This is a genomic window from Pseudovibrio sp. Ad26, from assembly GCF_001623285.1.
Lineage (GTDB): Bacteria > Pseudomonadota > Alphaproteobacteria > Rhizobiales > Stappiaceae > Pseudovibrio > Pseudovibrio ascidiaceicola.
Genome location: NZ_LMCE01000094.1, coordinates 253,134 through 269,850 on the forward strand (window position 1 = coordinate 253,134; position 16,717 = coordinate 269,850).

The 16,717-nt window shown below is 51.8% G+C and carries 10 protein-coding genes and 1 pseudogene; 1 reads left to right on the forward strand and 10 read right to left on the reverse strand.

Features of this window, described 5'->3' with window-relative positions:
* Positions 1–48 precede the first annotated feature (48 nt).
* The gene (locus tag PsAD26_RS20895) at positions 49–2,424 is read left to right on the forward strand and encodes a PAS domain-containing sensor histidine kinase (protein WP_063311956.1); all 2,376 of its coding nucleotides are present in this window, start codon (positions 49–51) and stop codon (positions 2,422–2,424) included.
* A gap of 74 nt (positions 2,425–2,498) precedes the next feature.
* Here PsAD26_RS20895 and PsAD26_RS20900 read toward each other — a convergent pair whose 3' ends face one another.
* The 10 genes and pseudogenes from PsAD26_RS20900 to PsAD26_RS20945 form a co-directional block, all read right to left on the reverse strand.
* A complete protein-coding gene (locus PsAD26_RS20900) occupies positions 2,499–5,528 on the reverse strand; it encodes a bifunctional [glutamine synthetase] adenylyltransferase/[glutamine synthetase]-adenylyl-L-tyrosine phosphorylase (protein WP_063311957.1) in 3,030 nt (1,009 codons plus the stop codon).
* Entirely contained in the window at positions 5,492–6,988 is a 1,497-nt protein-coding gene (locus PsAD26_RS20905) for a HAMP domain-containing sensor histidine kinase (RefSeq protein ID WP_063311958.1), read from the reverse strand. The genes PsAD26_RS20900 and PsAD26_RS20905 overlap by 37 nt, the downstream gene beginning before the upstream one ends.
* Positions 6,972–7,652, reverse strand: a complete 681-nt coding sequence (locus PsAD26_RS20910; protein ID WP_063311959.1) for a response regulator transcription factor — start codon at positions 7,650–7,652, stop codon at positions 6,972–6,974. The genes PsAD26_RS20905 and PsAD26_RS20910 overlap by 17 nt, the downstream gene beginning before the upstream one ends.
* A 299-nt stretch (positions 7,653–7,951) precedes the next feature.
* Positions 7,952–9,502 (reverse strand): Do family serine endopeptidase, encoded by a 1,551-nt coding sequence (locus tag PsAD26_RS20915; protein WP_063312029.1) that lies wholly within the window; start codon positions 9,500–9,502, stop codon positions 7,952–7,954.
* A 175-nt stretch (positions 9,503–9,677) separates the two neighbouring features.
* Positions 9,678–10,433 (reverse strand): annotated as a pseudogene (locus tag PsAD26_RS20920) (alpha/beta hydrolase); the annotation flags it as partial.
* 167 nt (positions 10,434–10,600) lie between these two features.
* Complete coding sequence (locus PsAD26_RS20925; protein WP_206600023.1) at positions 10,601–11,083, reverse strand: cytochrome c-type biogenesis protein; 483 nt, start codon at positions 11,081–11,083, stop codon at positions 10,601–10,603.
* A gap of 5 nt (positions 11,084–11,088) precedes the next feature.
* Positions 11,089–13,104, reverse strand: coding sequence for a heme lyase CcmF/NrfE family subunit (locus PsAD26_RS20930; protein WP_063311961.1), 2,016 nt, complete (start codon positions 13,102–13,104; stop codon positions 11,089–11,091).
* 70 nt (positions 13,105–13,174) lie between these two features.
* Positions 13,175–13,648, reverse strand: a complete 474-nt coding sequence (gene ccmE, locus PsAD26_RS20935) for a cytochrome c maturation protein CcmE (protein WP_084403756.1) — start codon at positions 13,646–13,648, stop codon at positions 13,175–13,177.
* Positions 13,649–13,803: 155 nt separating this feature from the next.
* Positions 13,804–14,964 (reverse strand): c-type cytochrome biogenesis protein CcmI, encoded by a 1,161-nt coding sequence (gene ccmI / locus PsAD26_RS20940; RefSeq protein ID WP_063311962.1) that lies wholly within the window; start codon positions 14,962–14,964, stop codon positions 13,804–13,806.
* 138 nt (positions 14,965–15,102) lie between these two features.
* Complete coding sequence (locus PsAD26_RS20945; RefSeq protein WP_063312031.1) at positions 15,103–16,569, reverse strand: hypothetical protein; 1,467 nt, start codon at positions 16,567–16,569, stop codon at positions 15,103–15,105.
* Positions 16,570–16,717: the final 148 nt, after the last annotated feature.

Sequence of the window (16,717 nt, forward strand, 5' to 3'; positions counted from 1 at the left end):
ATTGCAACCTGAGTTATTTGCGGTGGAATCTGACACATGGGGGCATTCATGGCACGAGCCTTTGCGGGGGGCGCGACCGCTCGACGACTCTTGAGTTCGACCAAACGGGCAGGCAAAAAAGACGCTCTGACCGGACATATCAAGTTGCTCGCTCAACCAGCCTACCAACGTCTCTTAACCACGGAACCAATGATGCGCAGAATTATTCCTGCTCTTTGCATCGTGTTCATTGCGTGTACCGCTATTTTCCGCGGACTTGAGATTGCTTACAATTATGAGAATGTCAGCCAAAAAGCTCAAGACGATCTCACACTTATTGCAACTGCCCTGACCGCCAGCATTGAAATTTCTGAGCAAGAAAAAGGCTCCGCCGGCCTGACTTCTGCTTTGCAGCGTGCACTTTCTGAGGCCCTTCCCCCGCGGGCCACCAGCCAAAGCCGCCAGATTCTTTTGACTGATCCGAACGGCACCATTGTTGCCAGCGCTCCAACCCGTCCCAATATGGAAGGGCTGAAGATCACCAGTTTCCTCGGTGACACTCAGCCGATGACATTTTTTGGAAAGCGCGCTGGCGTTTTAACGCTCAATGAGGGCACCAAGGACGCAACCCGCGCAACGGTTCATCATTTACCTAACAAACTTGGCATGGTTGCTATCATGCAGCCAGAAAACGCGATCTTCTCCTCTTGGCGCGCTGAACTTTCCGCCAATGTCACGATCTTCGTCGCAACCTCCATGGTGCTGCTGGTCATCATCTACGCCTATTTTGCGCAGGCAACCCGAGCGCAGCAGGCAGATGGCATTTACTCGGCGACGCGCTCTCGCATAGACGCCGCCCTTAACCGTGGTCGCTGTGGTCTGTTTGACTGGGATCTTTCTCGTGGCCGCGTGTTCTGGTCCGCCTCGCTCTATGAGATGCTGGGCATGGATCCACGCAATGATATTATGGGCTTTGCCGAAATCCAGTCGCTAACCCATGCAGATGACGTTGATCTGTATGATCTTGCAAAGAGCCTGCTGGACACCGGTAAGAGCAATGTGGATCGTCAATGGCGCATGCGTCACATTGATGGTTCCTGGGTCTGGCTGCGTGTTCGCGCTGAAGTTCAAACCGATGCAGGCACCAACGAACCTCATCTGATCGGCATCTGTATGGATGTGACTGAGCAGAAGCGTTTGGCGGAACAGAGCCGTACCGCGGATCTACGCCTGCGTGATGCGATTGAAAACATCTCCGAGGCCTTTGTCTTGTGGGATGCTGACAATCATCTGGTGATGTGTAACTCCAACTACCGCAAGCTGCACCAGTTGCCAGACCATGTTGTACAGTCAGGTACGCCTTACGCCACTGTTATGTCCTCTGCGAGCCAACCAATTATTTCCGAGCCTGAGGAAGGCGACCACATCGACAGCGATATGGGGAGTTCCTACAAGGTTGAGATGGAAGGTGGCCGCTGGTTGCAGGTATCGGAACGCCGTACCAAAGATGGTGGCTTCGTTTCCGTTGGCACCGACATTACAGAACTGAAACGTAAAGAAGAGAAATTGCTTGAGTCTGAGCGCGGTCACATGGCAACCATTGCCGACTTGCGTCAGTCCCGCCAGAAACTTGAGCTACAGGCTCAACAGCTGGTGGAACTGACTGAGAAGTATGCGGATGAGAAGACCCGCGCGGAAGATGCAAACCAAGCGAAATCCGAATTCCTTGCCAACATCTCCCACGAGCTGAGAACGCCACTGAACGCGATCATCGGCTTCTCTGAGATCATGGATCAAGGCATGTTTGGTGATCTTGGTTCAGACAAGTACAAAGAATACTGCAAGGACATTCATTCCTCCGGGAATTACCTGCTGAACGTGATCAACGACATTCTGGATATGTCCAAAATTGAAGCAGGCCGGATTGAATTGTCAGTTGAAGATGTTCAGATCCAGCAAATTGTTCAGGATGCAGCTCGGATTATCTCCGCAACTGCTGCTGAGAAAAACATCAAGGTTGTCAGCGAAAACCTTCCTCATATGCATCTGCAGGCTGATCGCCGCGCTGTTAAACAGATCTTGCTCAACCTGCTTGCAAACTCTATCAAATTTACACCAGACAATGGTGAGGTTCGGGTCTCTGCTCGTAAGGTTGGTGCCTTTGCAGAACTCAAGATCTCTGACAACGGTATCGGCATATCCAAGAAAGATATCGACCGTCTCGCCAAGCCGTTTGTTCAGGTCGAAAACCAGTTCACCAAGACACACAAAGGTTCTGGCCTTGGGCTGGCGATTGCACGGTCTCTCAGCGAACTGCACGGCGGTTACATGGAAATCGCCTCTGAAGTTGGCACAGGCACCGAGGTTACGATCAAGCTGCCCTTGAAGGCTAAAGGACGCGAAAAAGGCCGCCTGACGGGCATCAGCAACCTGAACGCTGCTTAAGCGTAAGAAGACATTCTTCAAAGAAAAGGCCGCTTCATCAGCGGCCTTTTTTGTTATCTTCGATGGGTATTGGCTTAGCTTGTCTTTTCAGCTTCTTCCACTTTGCCAATGAGATGCTCAAAGGTTCTGCGGACCATGATCTGTTGTTCTTGCATGTAGATCGTCAGACGCTCAAAGTCTGGCTCACCTCCTGCATTTACAAGAAGATCAAGCAAGCCGCCCGGAGCTGTTTTAGGATCGAAGTGACCGGTCTGAGCAAGCTTCAGGATCTGTGTCAGATCCTCATAGTTTCGAAGCGCCGGAATGAGCGTGTCAGCATCCTCTTCACTCAATACTCCAAAATCACGCGCCTTAAGCAATGCATCTTCTGTCCGCGCCTGCAGGACTTCGGGGTGCTCAACACCATGAGCCAACTGCAAGAACTGGGCGATAAACTCAATATCGATCAAACCACCCGGAATGCCTTTGATCTGCCATGGGCTTTTTGCCGGCTTTTCTTTCTGGATGCGCGCACGCATATCGCTGACATCACGGGCCAGTTTTTCAATGTCTCGCTTGTCCTGCAACAACTGAGAGACTGCACAGTCGATCTGCTGAGCGAACTCAGGACTTGAGCTGGTGATGACACGGGCACGTGTCAGGGCCATATGCTCCCACGTCCAGGCATCATTGGACTGATAATCCTTGAAGGAGGCAAAGCGTGTTGCAAGCGGCCCAGAGTTGCCTGAGGGACGCAAACGGAAATCGACCTCGTAGAGGACGCCTTCTGCCGTCGGCGCAGTCAGCGCGGAAACAAGGCGCTGTGTGAGGCGACTATAGTACTGGCTTGGGGCCAACGGGCGCTTGCCATCACTCTGCACCACATCCTCAGGGAAATCATAGAGCAGGATCAGGTCCAGATCCGAGGCACAGGTGATTTCCTGTCCACCCAGTTTGCCCATGGCGACAAGTGCAAGTTCAGCACCCGGAATTTTGCCGTGGGCGTCTTCCAGCTCTTGCTGAACACGTGGCAGCAGTTGACAGAGCACTGCGTCTGCAAGTGTTGAAAGCCCCTGCCCTAATTCTGCTGCTGTGATCGTTCCTGTGATCAAACGCAGACCGAGCAAGAATTGTTGCTCCTGTACAAAGATACGTGCCCGGTCGAGCGCTTCTTCATAGTATCCTGCTTGATCGAGCGTGACAGCAAGGGCGGTCTCAATCTGCTCTGCGGAAGGTGCCCCACCAAAGAATGCCGGATCAAGCAGCGCATCCAGAACGTGGACGCGTTTGGAGACGATCTCGGCCATACGCGGTGCATTGCCCATAACCATCGTCAGCAAGTTGAACAGATGCGGGTTGGACTTAAGCAACCCGAAGAGTTGCACTCCCATAGGCAGCTTGGAGAGGAAGGAGTCGAATGTTAGCAGCGCCTTATCTGCATTCTCAGTTCGGGCCAATGCATCCAGCAGGATTGGGGTGAACTCAGTCAACCGTTCACGAGATTTTGGCGCACGGACCGCCGGATATCTGCCGTAGTGCCACTGACGGATGGTGCGGATTGCATCAACGGGCCTTTGGAAGCCTAGTTGACTGAGAGTCTCCAGCGTATTGGGGTCCTCATCATCTCCTGTGAAAACCAGATTGCCGAGGTTGGTTGCCAGATCTGGCTCATGCTCAAACAAGCCAGAGTAATGCTTTTGCACCAACTCAAACTTAGAGCGGATCATATCAGCAAACTCAGAACGGCCTCGAATACCCATAAGATGGTAGACACGTGCCAATGCCTCTTCATCCTTAGGCAAGATGTGGGTCTGCTCATCGTTAATCATCTGAATGCGATGCTCAACCTCGCGCAGATAGCGATAGGCTTCTTCCATATCTTCTGCAGCGGATTGGTCGATCCAGCCACAGTCAGCCAGTCTTTCCAGTGTGATCAGTGTTCGCCGGTCGCGTAGTTGCGGGTTGCGGCCACCTGCGATCAGCTGTTGGGTCTGCGCGAAAAACTCAACTTCACGAATGCCGCCTCGTCCCAGCTTTACGTTATGACCAGCAACTGTGATTTTGCTGAAGCCTTTGTGGGCATGGATCTGGCGTTTGATGGAGTGCACATCTGAGATGGCGGCATAATCCAGATATTTGCGCCAGACGAATGGCCGGATCTCTTCAAGGAAGATCTCACCCGCTTCAATATCACCTGCACATGGACGTGCTTTGATAAGCGCGGCACGCTCCCAATTCTGGCCCAAGCTTTCATAGTAGACCAACGCTGCAGGAACAGAGATTGCCAGTGGTGTCGCTCCTGGATCGGGTCGCAAGCGCAAGTCAGTTCTGAACACATATCCGTCCCCGGTGCGCTCGTTCATGAGCTTCACCAGACGGCGGGTGATGCGGACGAACTCAACTGGTGCTTCAGCACCACCAATCAAGCGACTGCGCTCCGGATCGTAGAGAACGATCAGGTCAATATCAGAGGAATAATTGAGCTCACCAGCGCCATGCTTGCCCATGGCCAGAATAAAGAAGCCAGCCTCTTTCTCTGGTTCTTCATGATCAACCGGAATAAATTTGCCTCTTACTTCAAGCTCGCGAAGGCAGAAGCGTAGGCAGGCGGTCAATGATGCATCTGCAAACTTGGTAAGAGCACCCGTTACATTTTCCAGCGGCCATGCGCCTGCGATATCCGCCAGCGCAACCGTGAGAGCCATTTCCTGTTTAGCCAGACGCAGCGACTGCATAAGCGCTGCTTCGCTTTCAGGGCGGGCATTCAGGCAGTCCTGCAGAAGGATCGCAATGGTCTCTTCCGGCGGCGTGTTCAAAATACGCAGGAAGCGCTGAACATCGCGCAGCATGGTCTCGCGCAAGAACGGCGCATTGACCATAAAGCCTTTGATAAAGCTGCGCAGATGAGGCGCGCCCTGACAGAGCTGCTCAAACTCAGAAATGAGATCCTTACGTTCCAGCTTCTCAATAAGATCTTTCAGGTGCCGATCACCCAGATCTTCATCTTCACAGATGGGTTGGCGTTCCAAGCGCTCAAATAAAGGGGCAAGAGCTCCTTCTCGATGTTCGCGCTTCAGAATGCTGCTTTTTAGCTGGTGGCGTTCTTCTTCCGAGCCTTGTCCCATGCTTCGTTGCCCTCTCCCTCACCTCTTTGCCCCTTGTTTAAGGGCAGAACAATCCGGGCACGTAGGCCAGATTGCTTATCACTTTCAGAATCATCTGCTGTCCCAGCCGATGTTAGCTGCAATTCTCCATGATGGAGAGTTACCACCGCCTTGATAAGTGACAATCCAAGTCCAGAACCCGGTGCATGGCGAGAGCTATCAAGCCGAACAAACCGATTGCACACCCGCTCACGATCAGCAGCAGCAATACCAGCACCATTATCTTCTATACTGAGTATAGCCTGCTCATCATTTCCAGACAGTACGACTTTGATTGTGGGTTTGACATTCTCTTCGGTTGGGCGACCGTATTTGAGAGCATTTTCTATCAAGTTTGCGAGAGCTTGCGCCAATAACTCCCGATCACCTTCGATGACAGGCTCATCTTCCAGTGAGACAGAGAACTCGACACCATCATCTTCGGCAACGGGCTCATAGAGTTCGCACACGTCCTTGACGATGTTGCCCAGCTTGATTGATTGCAGCTCAGCTCCAGTGGAACCAGCTTCTACACGTGCGATGCGCAGCAGTGCGTTAAAGGTGTTTATCAGCTCGTCGGTCTCAACCAGTGTCTCTTCAAGACATTCCCTGCCTTCATCTTCACTCAAGTTTTGCCGCAATGCAGCTTCCACGCGCCCACGCATGCGTGTGAGTGGTGTTTTTAGATCATGAGCAATATTGTCGGAGACTTCCTTGAGGCCCTTCATCAGTTCTTCAATGCGATCCAGCATCACGTTGAGGTTGCTTGCCAGACGGTCGAACTCATCTCCGTTACCAGTCACATCAAGGCGTCCAGCAAGATCACCTTCCATAATCTGGCGTGAGCTCATGGAAAGGTTGTCGATGCGTTTCAGGATACGGCGATTGAGGAAGAACCATGTGATGCCAGCAAGAACGACCATTCCTACCAACCAGAGGGTCAAAGCATCACCCAATAAGCTTTTCAGATGGACCTGATCTTCCAGATCACGTCCGACCAGCAGCTTGAAGTTGCCCGGCAATTCAAAGATGCGGACAATCGCTTTGGCTTTGTTCTGGTCTGTCTCAGCAAAACCTAGTGGTGTATAGGAGACAAACTGAATTCGGCCATCGGACACTGAGAGAACTTTCTCAGGCAGGTAGGCGATGTTGCCCGTAATGACGTTTCCGGAGTAATCCAGAATGAGGTAGAGGTTTGAGTTTGGACTTCGGACCCGACGCTCTACACCGACAACAAGCCCGTTGATGCCGTTTTGGGCATATTGTTCGGCAAGGCCCTGAATTTCTGCATCAACCGTCTGCACCACCTGTTTGTTCATCAGGTCATCGGTGTTCTGCGAGATGAAGATGAACAGAAACACAGAGAGCGCCGTAAACGACGTCAAATAGATTGCAGCCAGCTTGAAGGCTGTGGTTGAGAGGATCCTAGTTAGAGCTGTCACGGATGGAGTATCCTGCACCACGAACAGTATGAAGCAACGGGAAGTCGAACCCTTTGTCGATCTTTGACCGAAGCCTTGAGATGTGGACGTCAATCACGTTGGTCTGCGGATCGAAATGATAGTCCCAGACGTTTTCCAGCAACATGGTGCGGGTCACCACCTGTCCGGCATGCTTCATGAGGTACTCAAGAAGGCGGAACTCACGGGGTTGCAACACGATCTCCTGCCCTGCTCGGGCAACGGAGTGAGCGAGGCGATCCAACACCAGGTTGGCAACCTGCAGCTTGGTTTCCACTTGTGGGCCAGCTTTACGGCGGCTCAGCACCTCAACGCGGGCTAGCAGCTCAGAAAAGGCGTAGGGTTTTGAGAGGTAGTCATCTCCACCTGCACGCAGGCCGGTGACGCGATCGTCTACTTGCGAGAGCGCCGAGAGGATCAGAACTGGCGTTTCATCGCCAGAGGCGCGCAATGTTTCGATGATGGAGAGGCCATCTCGTTTTGGCAGCATGCGATCAACGACGAGCACATCCCATGTGTTGGAGATCGCCAGCTCAAGTCCGTCTTCGCCATTGTCTGCGTGATCAGGAGAGTGCCCTGCTTCCTTCAGTGCTTTGAGCAGATAGTCTGCCGCTTCCCGATCATCTTCAATAATCAAGATTCTCATTTTTTCATTTCCCAGAGCAAGGCATTGTTCGTTTCCTCACATTGACGGGAAACGATAAAAAAAAGCAAATGCTGTTGGGGGTAACCGTCAGCATTTGCATAAGTTTTATAGGTGAAGTTGGCAGATGATAAGGTTCCTGCCTTTTCTTCCAGCATTGGTTTTTGGAGCTGACATCAAGTAGAGGGCTACCCTTGCTATCAGCCCCTCAAACAACCGAAACACGTGTGAGAGTATCCTTGGTGCTTCGATAGGGGATCACGAGAGGGGCGTTTCTCGTGATCCGCATTCTTGTAAGTGGCTTATTCCTCACCCTTCTCCAGCGGGATCGCTACAAAGAGTGTGTTTTCACCACGCGTGACACGCAGCAGAACTGCCTTGCGTCCTTGTTCTCGTGCTGTTTCAACCTGTTCTGCAACATCGGTTGGTGTTTCAACTTTAACACCTGCAACTTCGGTGATGATCGCACCGGGTGCGAGGCCTTTGTCAGCAGCAGGTCCATCTGGATCTACCTTGGTGACAACAACGCCTTCTTCATCAACACCTGCCTGTTCAGCAGTTGCCAGTTCCAGGCCAAGGCTGTCTACCAATGCGGTATTCGCATCTTCGCTTTTGCTGGCTGAGGCTTGTTTTTTCTCTTCAGGAATAGTGCCAAGCTTTACAGTCGCGGTGTCGATTTCGCCATTGCGCCAGTATTCAATTTCCACTTCGGTGTTTGGTGAGTACCCAGCGATGACCTTTGCCAGTTCACGCGGGCCATTCACTTCTTCACCATCTACCTTGAGGATGATGTCACCAGCCTGGAAGCCAGCAGCTTTTGCAGGGGTATCACCCTGAACTTCGGCAACCAGCGTGCCGTTTTCGTTTTCCAGACCGAGGGATTCAGCGATGTCCTTGGTAACAGGCTGGATTTGAACGCCAAGCCAGCCGCGGGTTACTGCGCCGTCTTCTTTCAGGTCAGAGATGATCTTTTTCGCAGTCTGTGCCGGGATCGCAAATGCGATGCCCACGTTGCCACCGCTTGGAGACACAATTGCGGAGTTCACGCCGACAACTTCGCCCTTCACGTTGAATGCAGGACCGCCGGAGTTACCACGGTTTACAGAAGCATCAATCTGGAGGAAGTCATCATAGATGCCTGCGCCGATGTCACGACCACGAGCGGAGACGATACCCGCCGTTACAGTGCCACCCAGACCGAACGGGTTGCCAACTGCGACGACCCATTCACCAACCAGCGGTGCATCATCTGTGAAGGCGACGTATTCAAACTTTTCTTCGCTTTCTACTTTCAGGAGAGCCAGATCAGAACGCTTGTCGGAACCAACCAATGAGGCTTCCAGTTCTTCGCCTTCACTGGTTACAATTGTGAACTCAGTTCCACCTTCAACCACATGTTCGTTGGTCACTACATAGCCATCATCAGAGATGAAGAAGCCGGACCCCTGAGATTGATCGAAGCGCTTGCGTGGTGGAGCTTTCTTTTTTTGCTCACCACCTGGACCACCAAACTCGCGGAAGAACTTTTGTAGTGGGTGATCATCCGGCATATCGCGGAACATTGGAGGAATGCCCGCCAGACGATCATTCTCTTTAACCTCAGAGCGAACACGAACGGAAACAACTGTTGGCTGAACGGCTTCGACCAAACCAACAAAGCTTGGCATTGCCGGCGCATTTACGCGAACAGGCTCGGCTTGAGCAGTTGCTGGAACAAGTGTCAGCGGAGCAACCATTGCACCTGCAATTGCCAACGCCATGGTGCCATTAAGAAGACGGGAACGACGTTTGGAAGTGGGTTTTGCAGCAGACAGGGAAACAACGTTGGAACTTGCGTTCTTGGTCAACTTCATTTGGCTCAACTCCATTTAGTCAATCTCAGCCCAACTGGGGAAACGGGGCTTTTGCATTTCGTTGAGAATGACTATGCCAGAGCGAACCTTACAAACACCTATCTGCCACATTAATCTTCTGTAATGATGGGAAAACTTCGTAGTTGCTCCCACCTCGCTTTTGTTAGCCCTGCGTGTAGCGGCTTGCCCATGCTGCAATCACACGTGCTGCATAGTCTGCATCTTTGTATTTAAACAGCAGGTGATCGGCATCATCCAAAGACACAAATGATTTCGGATGCTTCGCTGCTTCAAAGATTTGAGCAGCATTCTCGATACCAACCGTGGCATCAATCGGAGAATGAAGAACCAGCACCGCCTTTTTCAGCACAGCAACGCGCGACCGAACGTCCTGCGCTTCAAGATCTTCGATAAACTGACGTTTAATCTTAAACGGTCGTTCACCTAGCTGGACGGTTGCTTCGCCCTTTTCTTTTATCTCATCGAGGGAAGCCCCGAAGTTATGAATCACATGATCTGCTGAGGCTGGTGCACCAATTGTGGCAACTGCTTTTACCTCGGGGACCTCTGAGGCTGCTGCGAGCACGGCTGCGCCACCCAAAGAATGTCCTACAAGCAGCTTTGGTGCTTCATAATGCTCTCGCAGGTAATCAGCCGCGCGAACAAGGTCCTGAAGGTTGGATGAAAAGTTGGTGGATGCAAAATCACCACCGCTGTTGCCAAGACCAGTAAAGTCAAAGCGCAGAACAGCAATCCCGTCTTTGGTCAGAGCAGATGCAATGCGCCGTGCTGCAGAAAGATCCTTGGAACAAGTGAAGCAATGGGCGAACAGGGCATAAGCCTTTGGTTCACCATCTGGTGTGTCCAGACGCGCTGCAAGATGCGCTCCCTGAGAGCCTTCAAATTCCAATTTAATGGGATCGTTTGCCATTTGAACTGTTCCTGTCATTTCCTGCGCAGCTGGCACATTCGGAATATATATTAAGAGACAGGTATCTAGTGCGCGCTTACAGGCGCGTTTACAATTCAACTGGTTGCAAGAAGATGTGATTAAACGTGAGCCCCGCAAACTGTGTCTGCGAGGCTCTGTAATCAGTCTTATTTAGAAGATATGAGCTTGTCGAGTTCGGCCTGCTCTTCATCCGAGAGCGGTTTGACACCCGCTGTACTGCTCTTCAGCGGCGCATGCTTTTTCTTTCGCGATGTACGCCACAGGAAAAAGCCGCCCAGCAGCAACGCAAGAGGTCCGCCGCCCCATAAAAACAGGGTATGGAACGCAAAGCGCGGTTTGAGAAGGACAAACTCACCATAGCGGTCAACAAGATAGTCCATGACTTCCTTGTCACTGTCCCCTTCTACCAGTCGCTCCCGCACCAGCAGACGCAGGTCCTTCGCCAGTTTAGCGTTGGAGTCATCGATGGATTGGTTCTGACAAACCACGCAGCGCACTTCCTTGGAAATTTCGCGTGCACGTTCTTCCAGAACAGGATCTTTCAAGACTTCATCCGGGTTGACTGCATAAGCAGCTGGAGTTCCCAGAAGAACAGAAGAGATCAATACCAGTACGAACTTCATCTTCATGGTCATTACTCCGCCGGAGTTGGGGTTGCTGTTGCAACACCGCCTGCTACGCCTTTGCGCTTGCGGGCTGAAACAGGAGCACCAACACGCAGGCGACGATCAAAGAGGGCAATACAGCCACCCAGAGACATAAGCAGAGTACCAATCCAGATCAGTGTGATCAGCGGTTTGAAGTAGATGCGGGTAACAATACCACCATTTGCGTCAGAGTCACCCGTCGCAAAGTACACCTGCGAGAAACCGAAGGTCGCAATGGATGTTTCACTCATTGGCATTCCACTGGCATTATAAGCACGCTTGGATGGTTCCATGATACCGACGACATTGCCACCTTTGCGAAGAGTATACTGGGAGACCATCTCCTGATAGTTCGGACCATTTTGGGTCCAGCTCTTCTCATAGGTCACATTGTAACCGTTCTGTTCCAGCGTTTCGCCTGGCCGCATCACTTCAACGCGTTCAGATTCAAACGCCATTGTTGTCACAATACCCAGAACCGTAATCCCAAGACCAGCATGGCCCAGAACTGTAGACCAGACAGTTGGTGTAAAACCTTTGATACGGGCCATGGAACGACCAAAGCCAATTTTGAACAGCTGGGAACGTTCAACGATTTCCCAAAGGGAGCCAAAGATTGCCCAGAATGCCAAGCCGAAGCCGAGCGCTGTCATAATGCTTGTTGTGCTAACGCCCATGAACCAGATCAGACCGAAAGTCGCGAGCATTGCGATCACAAACGCAGAGGTCAATCGTTGGGCAACACCCCACGCATCACCACGCTTCCATGCCAAAAGCTGGCCAAATGGCATCAGGATCAACACTGGCACCATGATTGGGCCGAATGTCAGGTTGAAGAATGGCGCACCCACGGAGATCTTGTCGCCAGAGAAGGCTTCCAGAACGAGTGGGTAAAGCGTGCCAACGAACACTGCAGCACAAGCTGTTGTCAGGAACAAGTTGTTCAGTACCAATGAACCTTCGCGGCTGATTGGCGCAAACAGGCCACCTTGACGAAGCAATGGTGCGCGCCATGCAAACAGCGTGAGTGATCCGCCGACAAAGATCAACAGGATCGCAAGGATAAAGAGACCACGTGCGGGGTCAACTGCGAATGCGTGCACGGAGGTGAGAACACCAGAACGGACGAGGAAGGTACCCAGCAGCGACAAGGAGAATGTCAGCAGTGCGAGGAAGACAGTCCAAACCTTCAGAGCATCCCGACGTTCCATTACGATTGCAGAGTGCAGCAGAGCTGTACCGGTGAGCCATGGCATGAAGGATGCGTTTTCGACCGGATCCCAGAACCACCAGCCACCCCAGCCGAGTTCGTAGTAAGCCCAGTAAGAGCCCATTGCGATGCCGAGGGTCAGGAAGATCCAGCTTACCAGGATCCAAGGACGTACCCAACGCGCCCATGCTGCATCCAGTTTGCCAAGAATGAGCGCAGCTGCCGCAAACGCGAACACGATGGAGAAGCCAACGTAGCCAATGTAAAGAATTGGCGGATGGATCGCCAGGCCGACATCCTGCAGCATTGGGTTGAGGCCAGAGCCTTGCAACGGTGCAGGACTGATACGGGTGAATGGGTTAGAGGCAACAATGACGAAGAGCAGGAATGCAAAGGAAACCCAGCCCTGAGCGCCAAGAGTAGCAGCCCGGAGGCGCTGCGGAATGTTGCGTGAAAACACTGCAACCAACGCACCGAACAACACCAGAATAAGCACCCAGAGAAGAATAGAACCTTCGTGGTTGCCCCACACACCGGAGATCTTATAGACCAGCGGCTTGTCACTATGGGAGTTCTGATAGGTATTCAGAAGCGAGAAGTCTGAATTCAGGTATGCCCAGGTCAATGCGGCGAAGGCAACGCAAGTCAAAAGGAACATAAGTACGGCAAGGCCAGGTGCCATCCCCATCAGACGGTGGTCTGATTTCACTGCACCCCACACTGGAAAGACCGACTGAACAGCCGCGACTATCAATGCCAGAATGAGTGCATAGTGGCCAAGTTCAATTATCATTACGATATCCTAGTATCCATTTGGCGCTGGATAACCGGCCCTTTTGGGTAGAGCCGGTTGATTTAACTTTTTAGTTTACTTTGGTGCTTTGCTCTGCGGAGGCGGCCTGTTCCTCTTCCATCCAGTGGCCATCTTCCTTCAAGGTCTCGTAGACCTCTTTTGGCATATAGCTTTCATCATGCTTGGCCAGAACGGTGTCTGCAATAAAGACACCCTTCTCGTTCATGTGGCCTTCGGCAATGATGCCCTGCCCTTCACGAAACAGGTCAGGCAAGATGCCCTTGTAAGAAACCGGAATAGCTTCTGCCTGATCGGTTACACGGAAGAGGATCACGGAGCCTTGGCTCTTATCGAGAGAGTCATCTTCAACCAAACCGCCAAGACGGATACGTTGCCCAACTTCAACTTGCTGTTCAGCGATGTCACTTGGACTCTGGAAATAGGTCACGCTGCTGGAGAGTCCATAAAGAACCAAGCCGACAGCCGACCCCAGCACCAATCCCGCAAGACCAATAAGCCCGAGTCTTTTTTGTTTACGTGTCATACTCGCAGTTCCGTAGATACGTTGCCAACTAATGCCTTACGGCGTTTGTATTCTGCAGCTCAATAGAACATCAAAAGAAGCTCTATTTCTTTGTCCTAGGCATATCTTATTTCCGAAAACCGCTTGGCATTCATCAGAGATATGCAACCCCCGCCTTATTCGGCAGGGCTTAAATTCAGGCTCGTGGCCAGTTGGTTGATCTGTTCCAGTGCAGCTGCATCGTCCTTGAGGTTTTGCTTTGCGCGGGCGACTGCTTTTGCGGCCTCCACTTGCTCCCCGAGAATAATGCGGGCCTGTATCAAGCGTCCCCACTCGGAAACAGAACCACCTTGTTCATTAAGGCGTTCATCCAGCTGAACAACCATCTGGTTGATCATTTCATTGCGATCTTCCGCACTCATCTCAGCTGCTGCTTCAACTTCATCAGCAGAAGGTCCTGCAGGCTGTCCAAGTGCCGGGATTGCCACAGCCTCACCAGATACAACGGCGCCTCGCGCGATCAGTTCGTCACGCTGTGCCTTTGCAGCATCCACCCAAGGTGCATTTTGATCTGCAGTCTTCAGCAGAGCGTTCCAGGCAGCCAGCGCTTCGTTTATCTGGCCCTTCTGGCCCATAGCCATTGCCAGATAGTAGTAGGGTTGCAGCATTTCAGGCTTAGCAAGATTGATCCGGCGCAAAACCTTTTCAACTTCATCGGACACTTGTCCTTCATTTGCAAAAATGCTTGCTTCAGCCCAACCAACCATAAAATCGAGATTTTCAGGGAACTGGCTCAACGCCTGCGCATAGGCGCGGCGGGCCTTATCAAATTGGCTGGTACGCATGTAAACAGGTGCGATTACAGCCCAACCCTGTCCGTCGTTCGGGTTCTCTTTGAGGTGATCCTCAGTCCTGGCAATCAGCACTTCAAGATCGGCCTGCCCTGCTGTTTCAGCCAAGCGCTCGGCTCTTGGTTGGTCAGGGATTTCCGGAGAACCGTATTGTAAATACATACCTAGCGCTGCCAAAGGCACCAAAACAACCGCTGTCAGCTGCACAATGCGCACACGCATTTTAGAGGGAGCTGACTGGTGGTCTCCCTGGTTTTGCTTGTGCGCGGCCAACAAGCGACGCGACACTTCAATTTTGGCGGCTTCTGCCATGTCCGGCGCGATTACACCGCGCTCAAGATCTTTTTGTATTTCTTCGAGCTGGGCGCGAAACACAGCTTCATCATTGCGCTCATCAGGACTAACCTTGGGAGAGCGAGCCAATGGAACGAGTACGGCCAATGCGACCGCCGCCGTCAAAATTGCGAGAACTAACCAGAATGTCATAGTGGCTTAAATAGACAGGTTCTAAATGTGAAAGGCAACAGTTCCCCCCCTGCGACGGGCAGTCGCACAAGCCATATACCCACAAAATACCTATGAAGTTGCACTTATTTTCTAAAAGACGCATGCACTACTAGGGGGTTAGGCGGCATCTTTCAGATAAGTCTTCTGCCTGCGGATGAGGTTCGCAGTGTCTTCCGGCTCTAAAGAGATCTCACTCATCGAGATTAAACGGCTCAATTTTCTCGAAATTTCGCCATAATTCGGAAGGTTTTCGGTCTCGTTTTGCTCGTCTTTGGGAGCTGTCAAAAGCTTCTCGGAGTTGCGATCGATGAAACGTTCGACATGATCTCTGGTTGAGATTTGTAACTCGTTCAACCCGAGCACACCTGCATATTGCGACGCTAACTTGGCGAGTTTTAATCCCCTCAAACATTTGTGATAGGCACGTTGAATCTGGTCCAACCGATAACCGCCCTGCAAATCTGCAATGTCAGGCTTTGTTTCAGAGGCGATTGCCTCTTCCAGTTGAGCCGGGAGGTTGCGCAGCTCATCACGTAGCAGAACGCACAAACGGTTTTTGAGCTGTACGGCGCGTTGATTCCATTGACCACAAGCACTGAAGCCTTCAAGGTCTTCCAGTTCCTCAAAATGCAGCAGACAGGCGTTGGCTGCTTCCGGAAGTCCGACAATGGCCTCCTCTTCCATACGCCAGCCTTCAACAACAGAAACGCTCTGCTCCAAAGAAGACAAAGCAAACTCTATGAAGGCCGCATAAGGCGTGCCCGTAACATCTTTCAGAGCAGAGACAGCAGCGAGCGCTTGAGCCAGTTTTATGAGTTCAACAGGCGCTTCGTCCAGACGAAGGAATGAGAGCGCTGCAAGATAATTGGCCTCAGTTCTATGCTGCTCCATATGGGCGCGCATGTTGTGCAAGTCTTTACCGGAAGACATGGACAGGATATCTTCTGCAAAAGGTGGAGTGTTTGCCATCACCTTTTCCCATGCAGGCGCTCTTTCCAAGATCACCAGGACATCCCGTAGGAAATCAAAATTGACGTGGCCTCCGACCTTGCGGCGAAGCTTTGTCTTTATCTGAATGTCTTGATCCGCTGCTTCCAGCTCTTTCTTAGCAGCTGCAACCAAACGCAGGCGAAGACCTTCAGCACATGTATAAAGTGCTTTCTGGATGGTTTCGTGCGTTGTGGGCAAATCTTGTTGCTGACATAGCTCTTCCAAAGCCTCTACGGCCTCGGTGAACTCATTAGAGAGAAGCACCTGACGCATGTAGGCCCAGAGTGTATCCATTACGGCTGAATCTATCCGACCTTGTTGCGGCGTGCTCAACGGCATTTGAATGAGGAACGGTTGAAGGGGGCTTAGAATGGCACGTTTAAGCGGCGTATCCAGAGACAGCTTATTTTCGGGAATGTAGGAGGCTTCGCCAAGGAGCCTGCGGATAGTGAGTAGCATGAGTTCGGCGTTGGGCACAGATGTTCCGCTTTGCACGGAATCATCGACGGACCGTTCCAACATCCGCAAAGCAGATTGAGACAAGGCTCCTAACACCTTCTCCATTTGCAATGCTTTATGGTTGACCTCGTGCATCCAAATCTCTCTGGTACTCAGCTTTACACTGGTTGAACTCATACACGCTCAACCCTCACAACACGCAGCAGACGACAACTGCTAAAATTGTATTTGTTGATCAAAACTATCGGCGGAATTGCTTAATCAAATCTTGATAAGCGTCCCT

Bases quoted from the DNA above. Each gene is read 5' to 3' on its own strand.
- PsAD26_RS20895 (WP_063311956.1), top strand. From the start codon at position 49: ATGGCACGAGCCTTTGCGGGGGGCGCGACCGCTCGACGACTCTTGAGT.
- PsAD26_RS20900 (WP_063311957.1), bottom strand. From the start codon at position 5,528: ATGGGACAAGGCTCGGAAGAAGAACGCCACCAGCTAAAAAGCAGCATT.
- PsAD26_RS20910 (WP_063311959.1), bottom strand. From the start codon at position 7,652: ATGAGAATCTTGATTATTGAAGATGATCGGGAAGCGGCAGACTATCTG.
- PsAD26_RS20915 (WP_063312029.1), bottom strand. From the start codon at position 9,502: ATGAAGTTGACCAAGAACGCAAGTTCCAACGTTGTTTCCCTGTCTGCT.
- PsAD26_RS20925 (WP_206600023.1), bottom strand. From the start codon at position 11,083: ATGAAGATGAAGTTCGTACTGGTATTGATCTCTTCTGTTCTTCTGGGA.
- PsAD26_RS20930 (WP_063311961.1), bottom strand. From the start codon at position 13,104: ATGATAATTGAACTTGGCCACTATGCACTCATTCTGGCATTGATAGTC.
- ccmE (WP_084403756.1), bottom strand. From the start codon at position 13,648: ATGACACGTAAACAAAAAAGACTCGGGCTTATTGGTCTTGCGGGATTG.
- ccmI (WP_063311962.1), bottom strand. From the start codon at position 14,964: ATGACATTCTGGTTAGTTCTCGCAATTTTGACGGCGGCGGTCGCATTG.
- PsAD26_RS20945 (WP_063312031.1), bottom strand. From the start codon at position 16,569: ATGCACGAGGTCAACCATAAAGCATTGCAAATGGAGAAGGTGTTAGGA.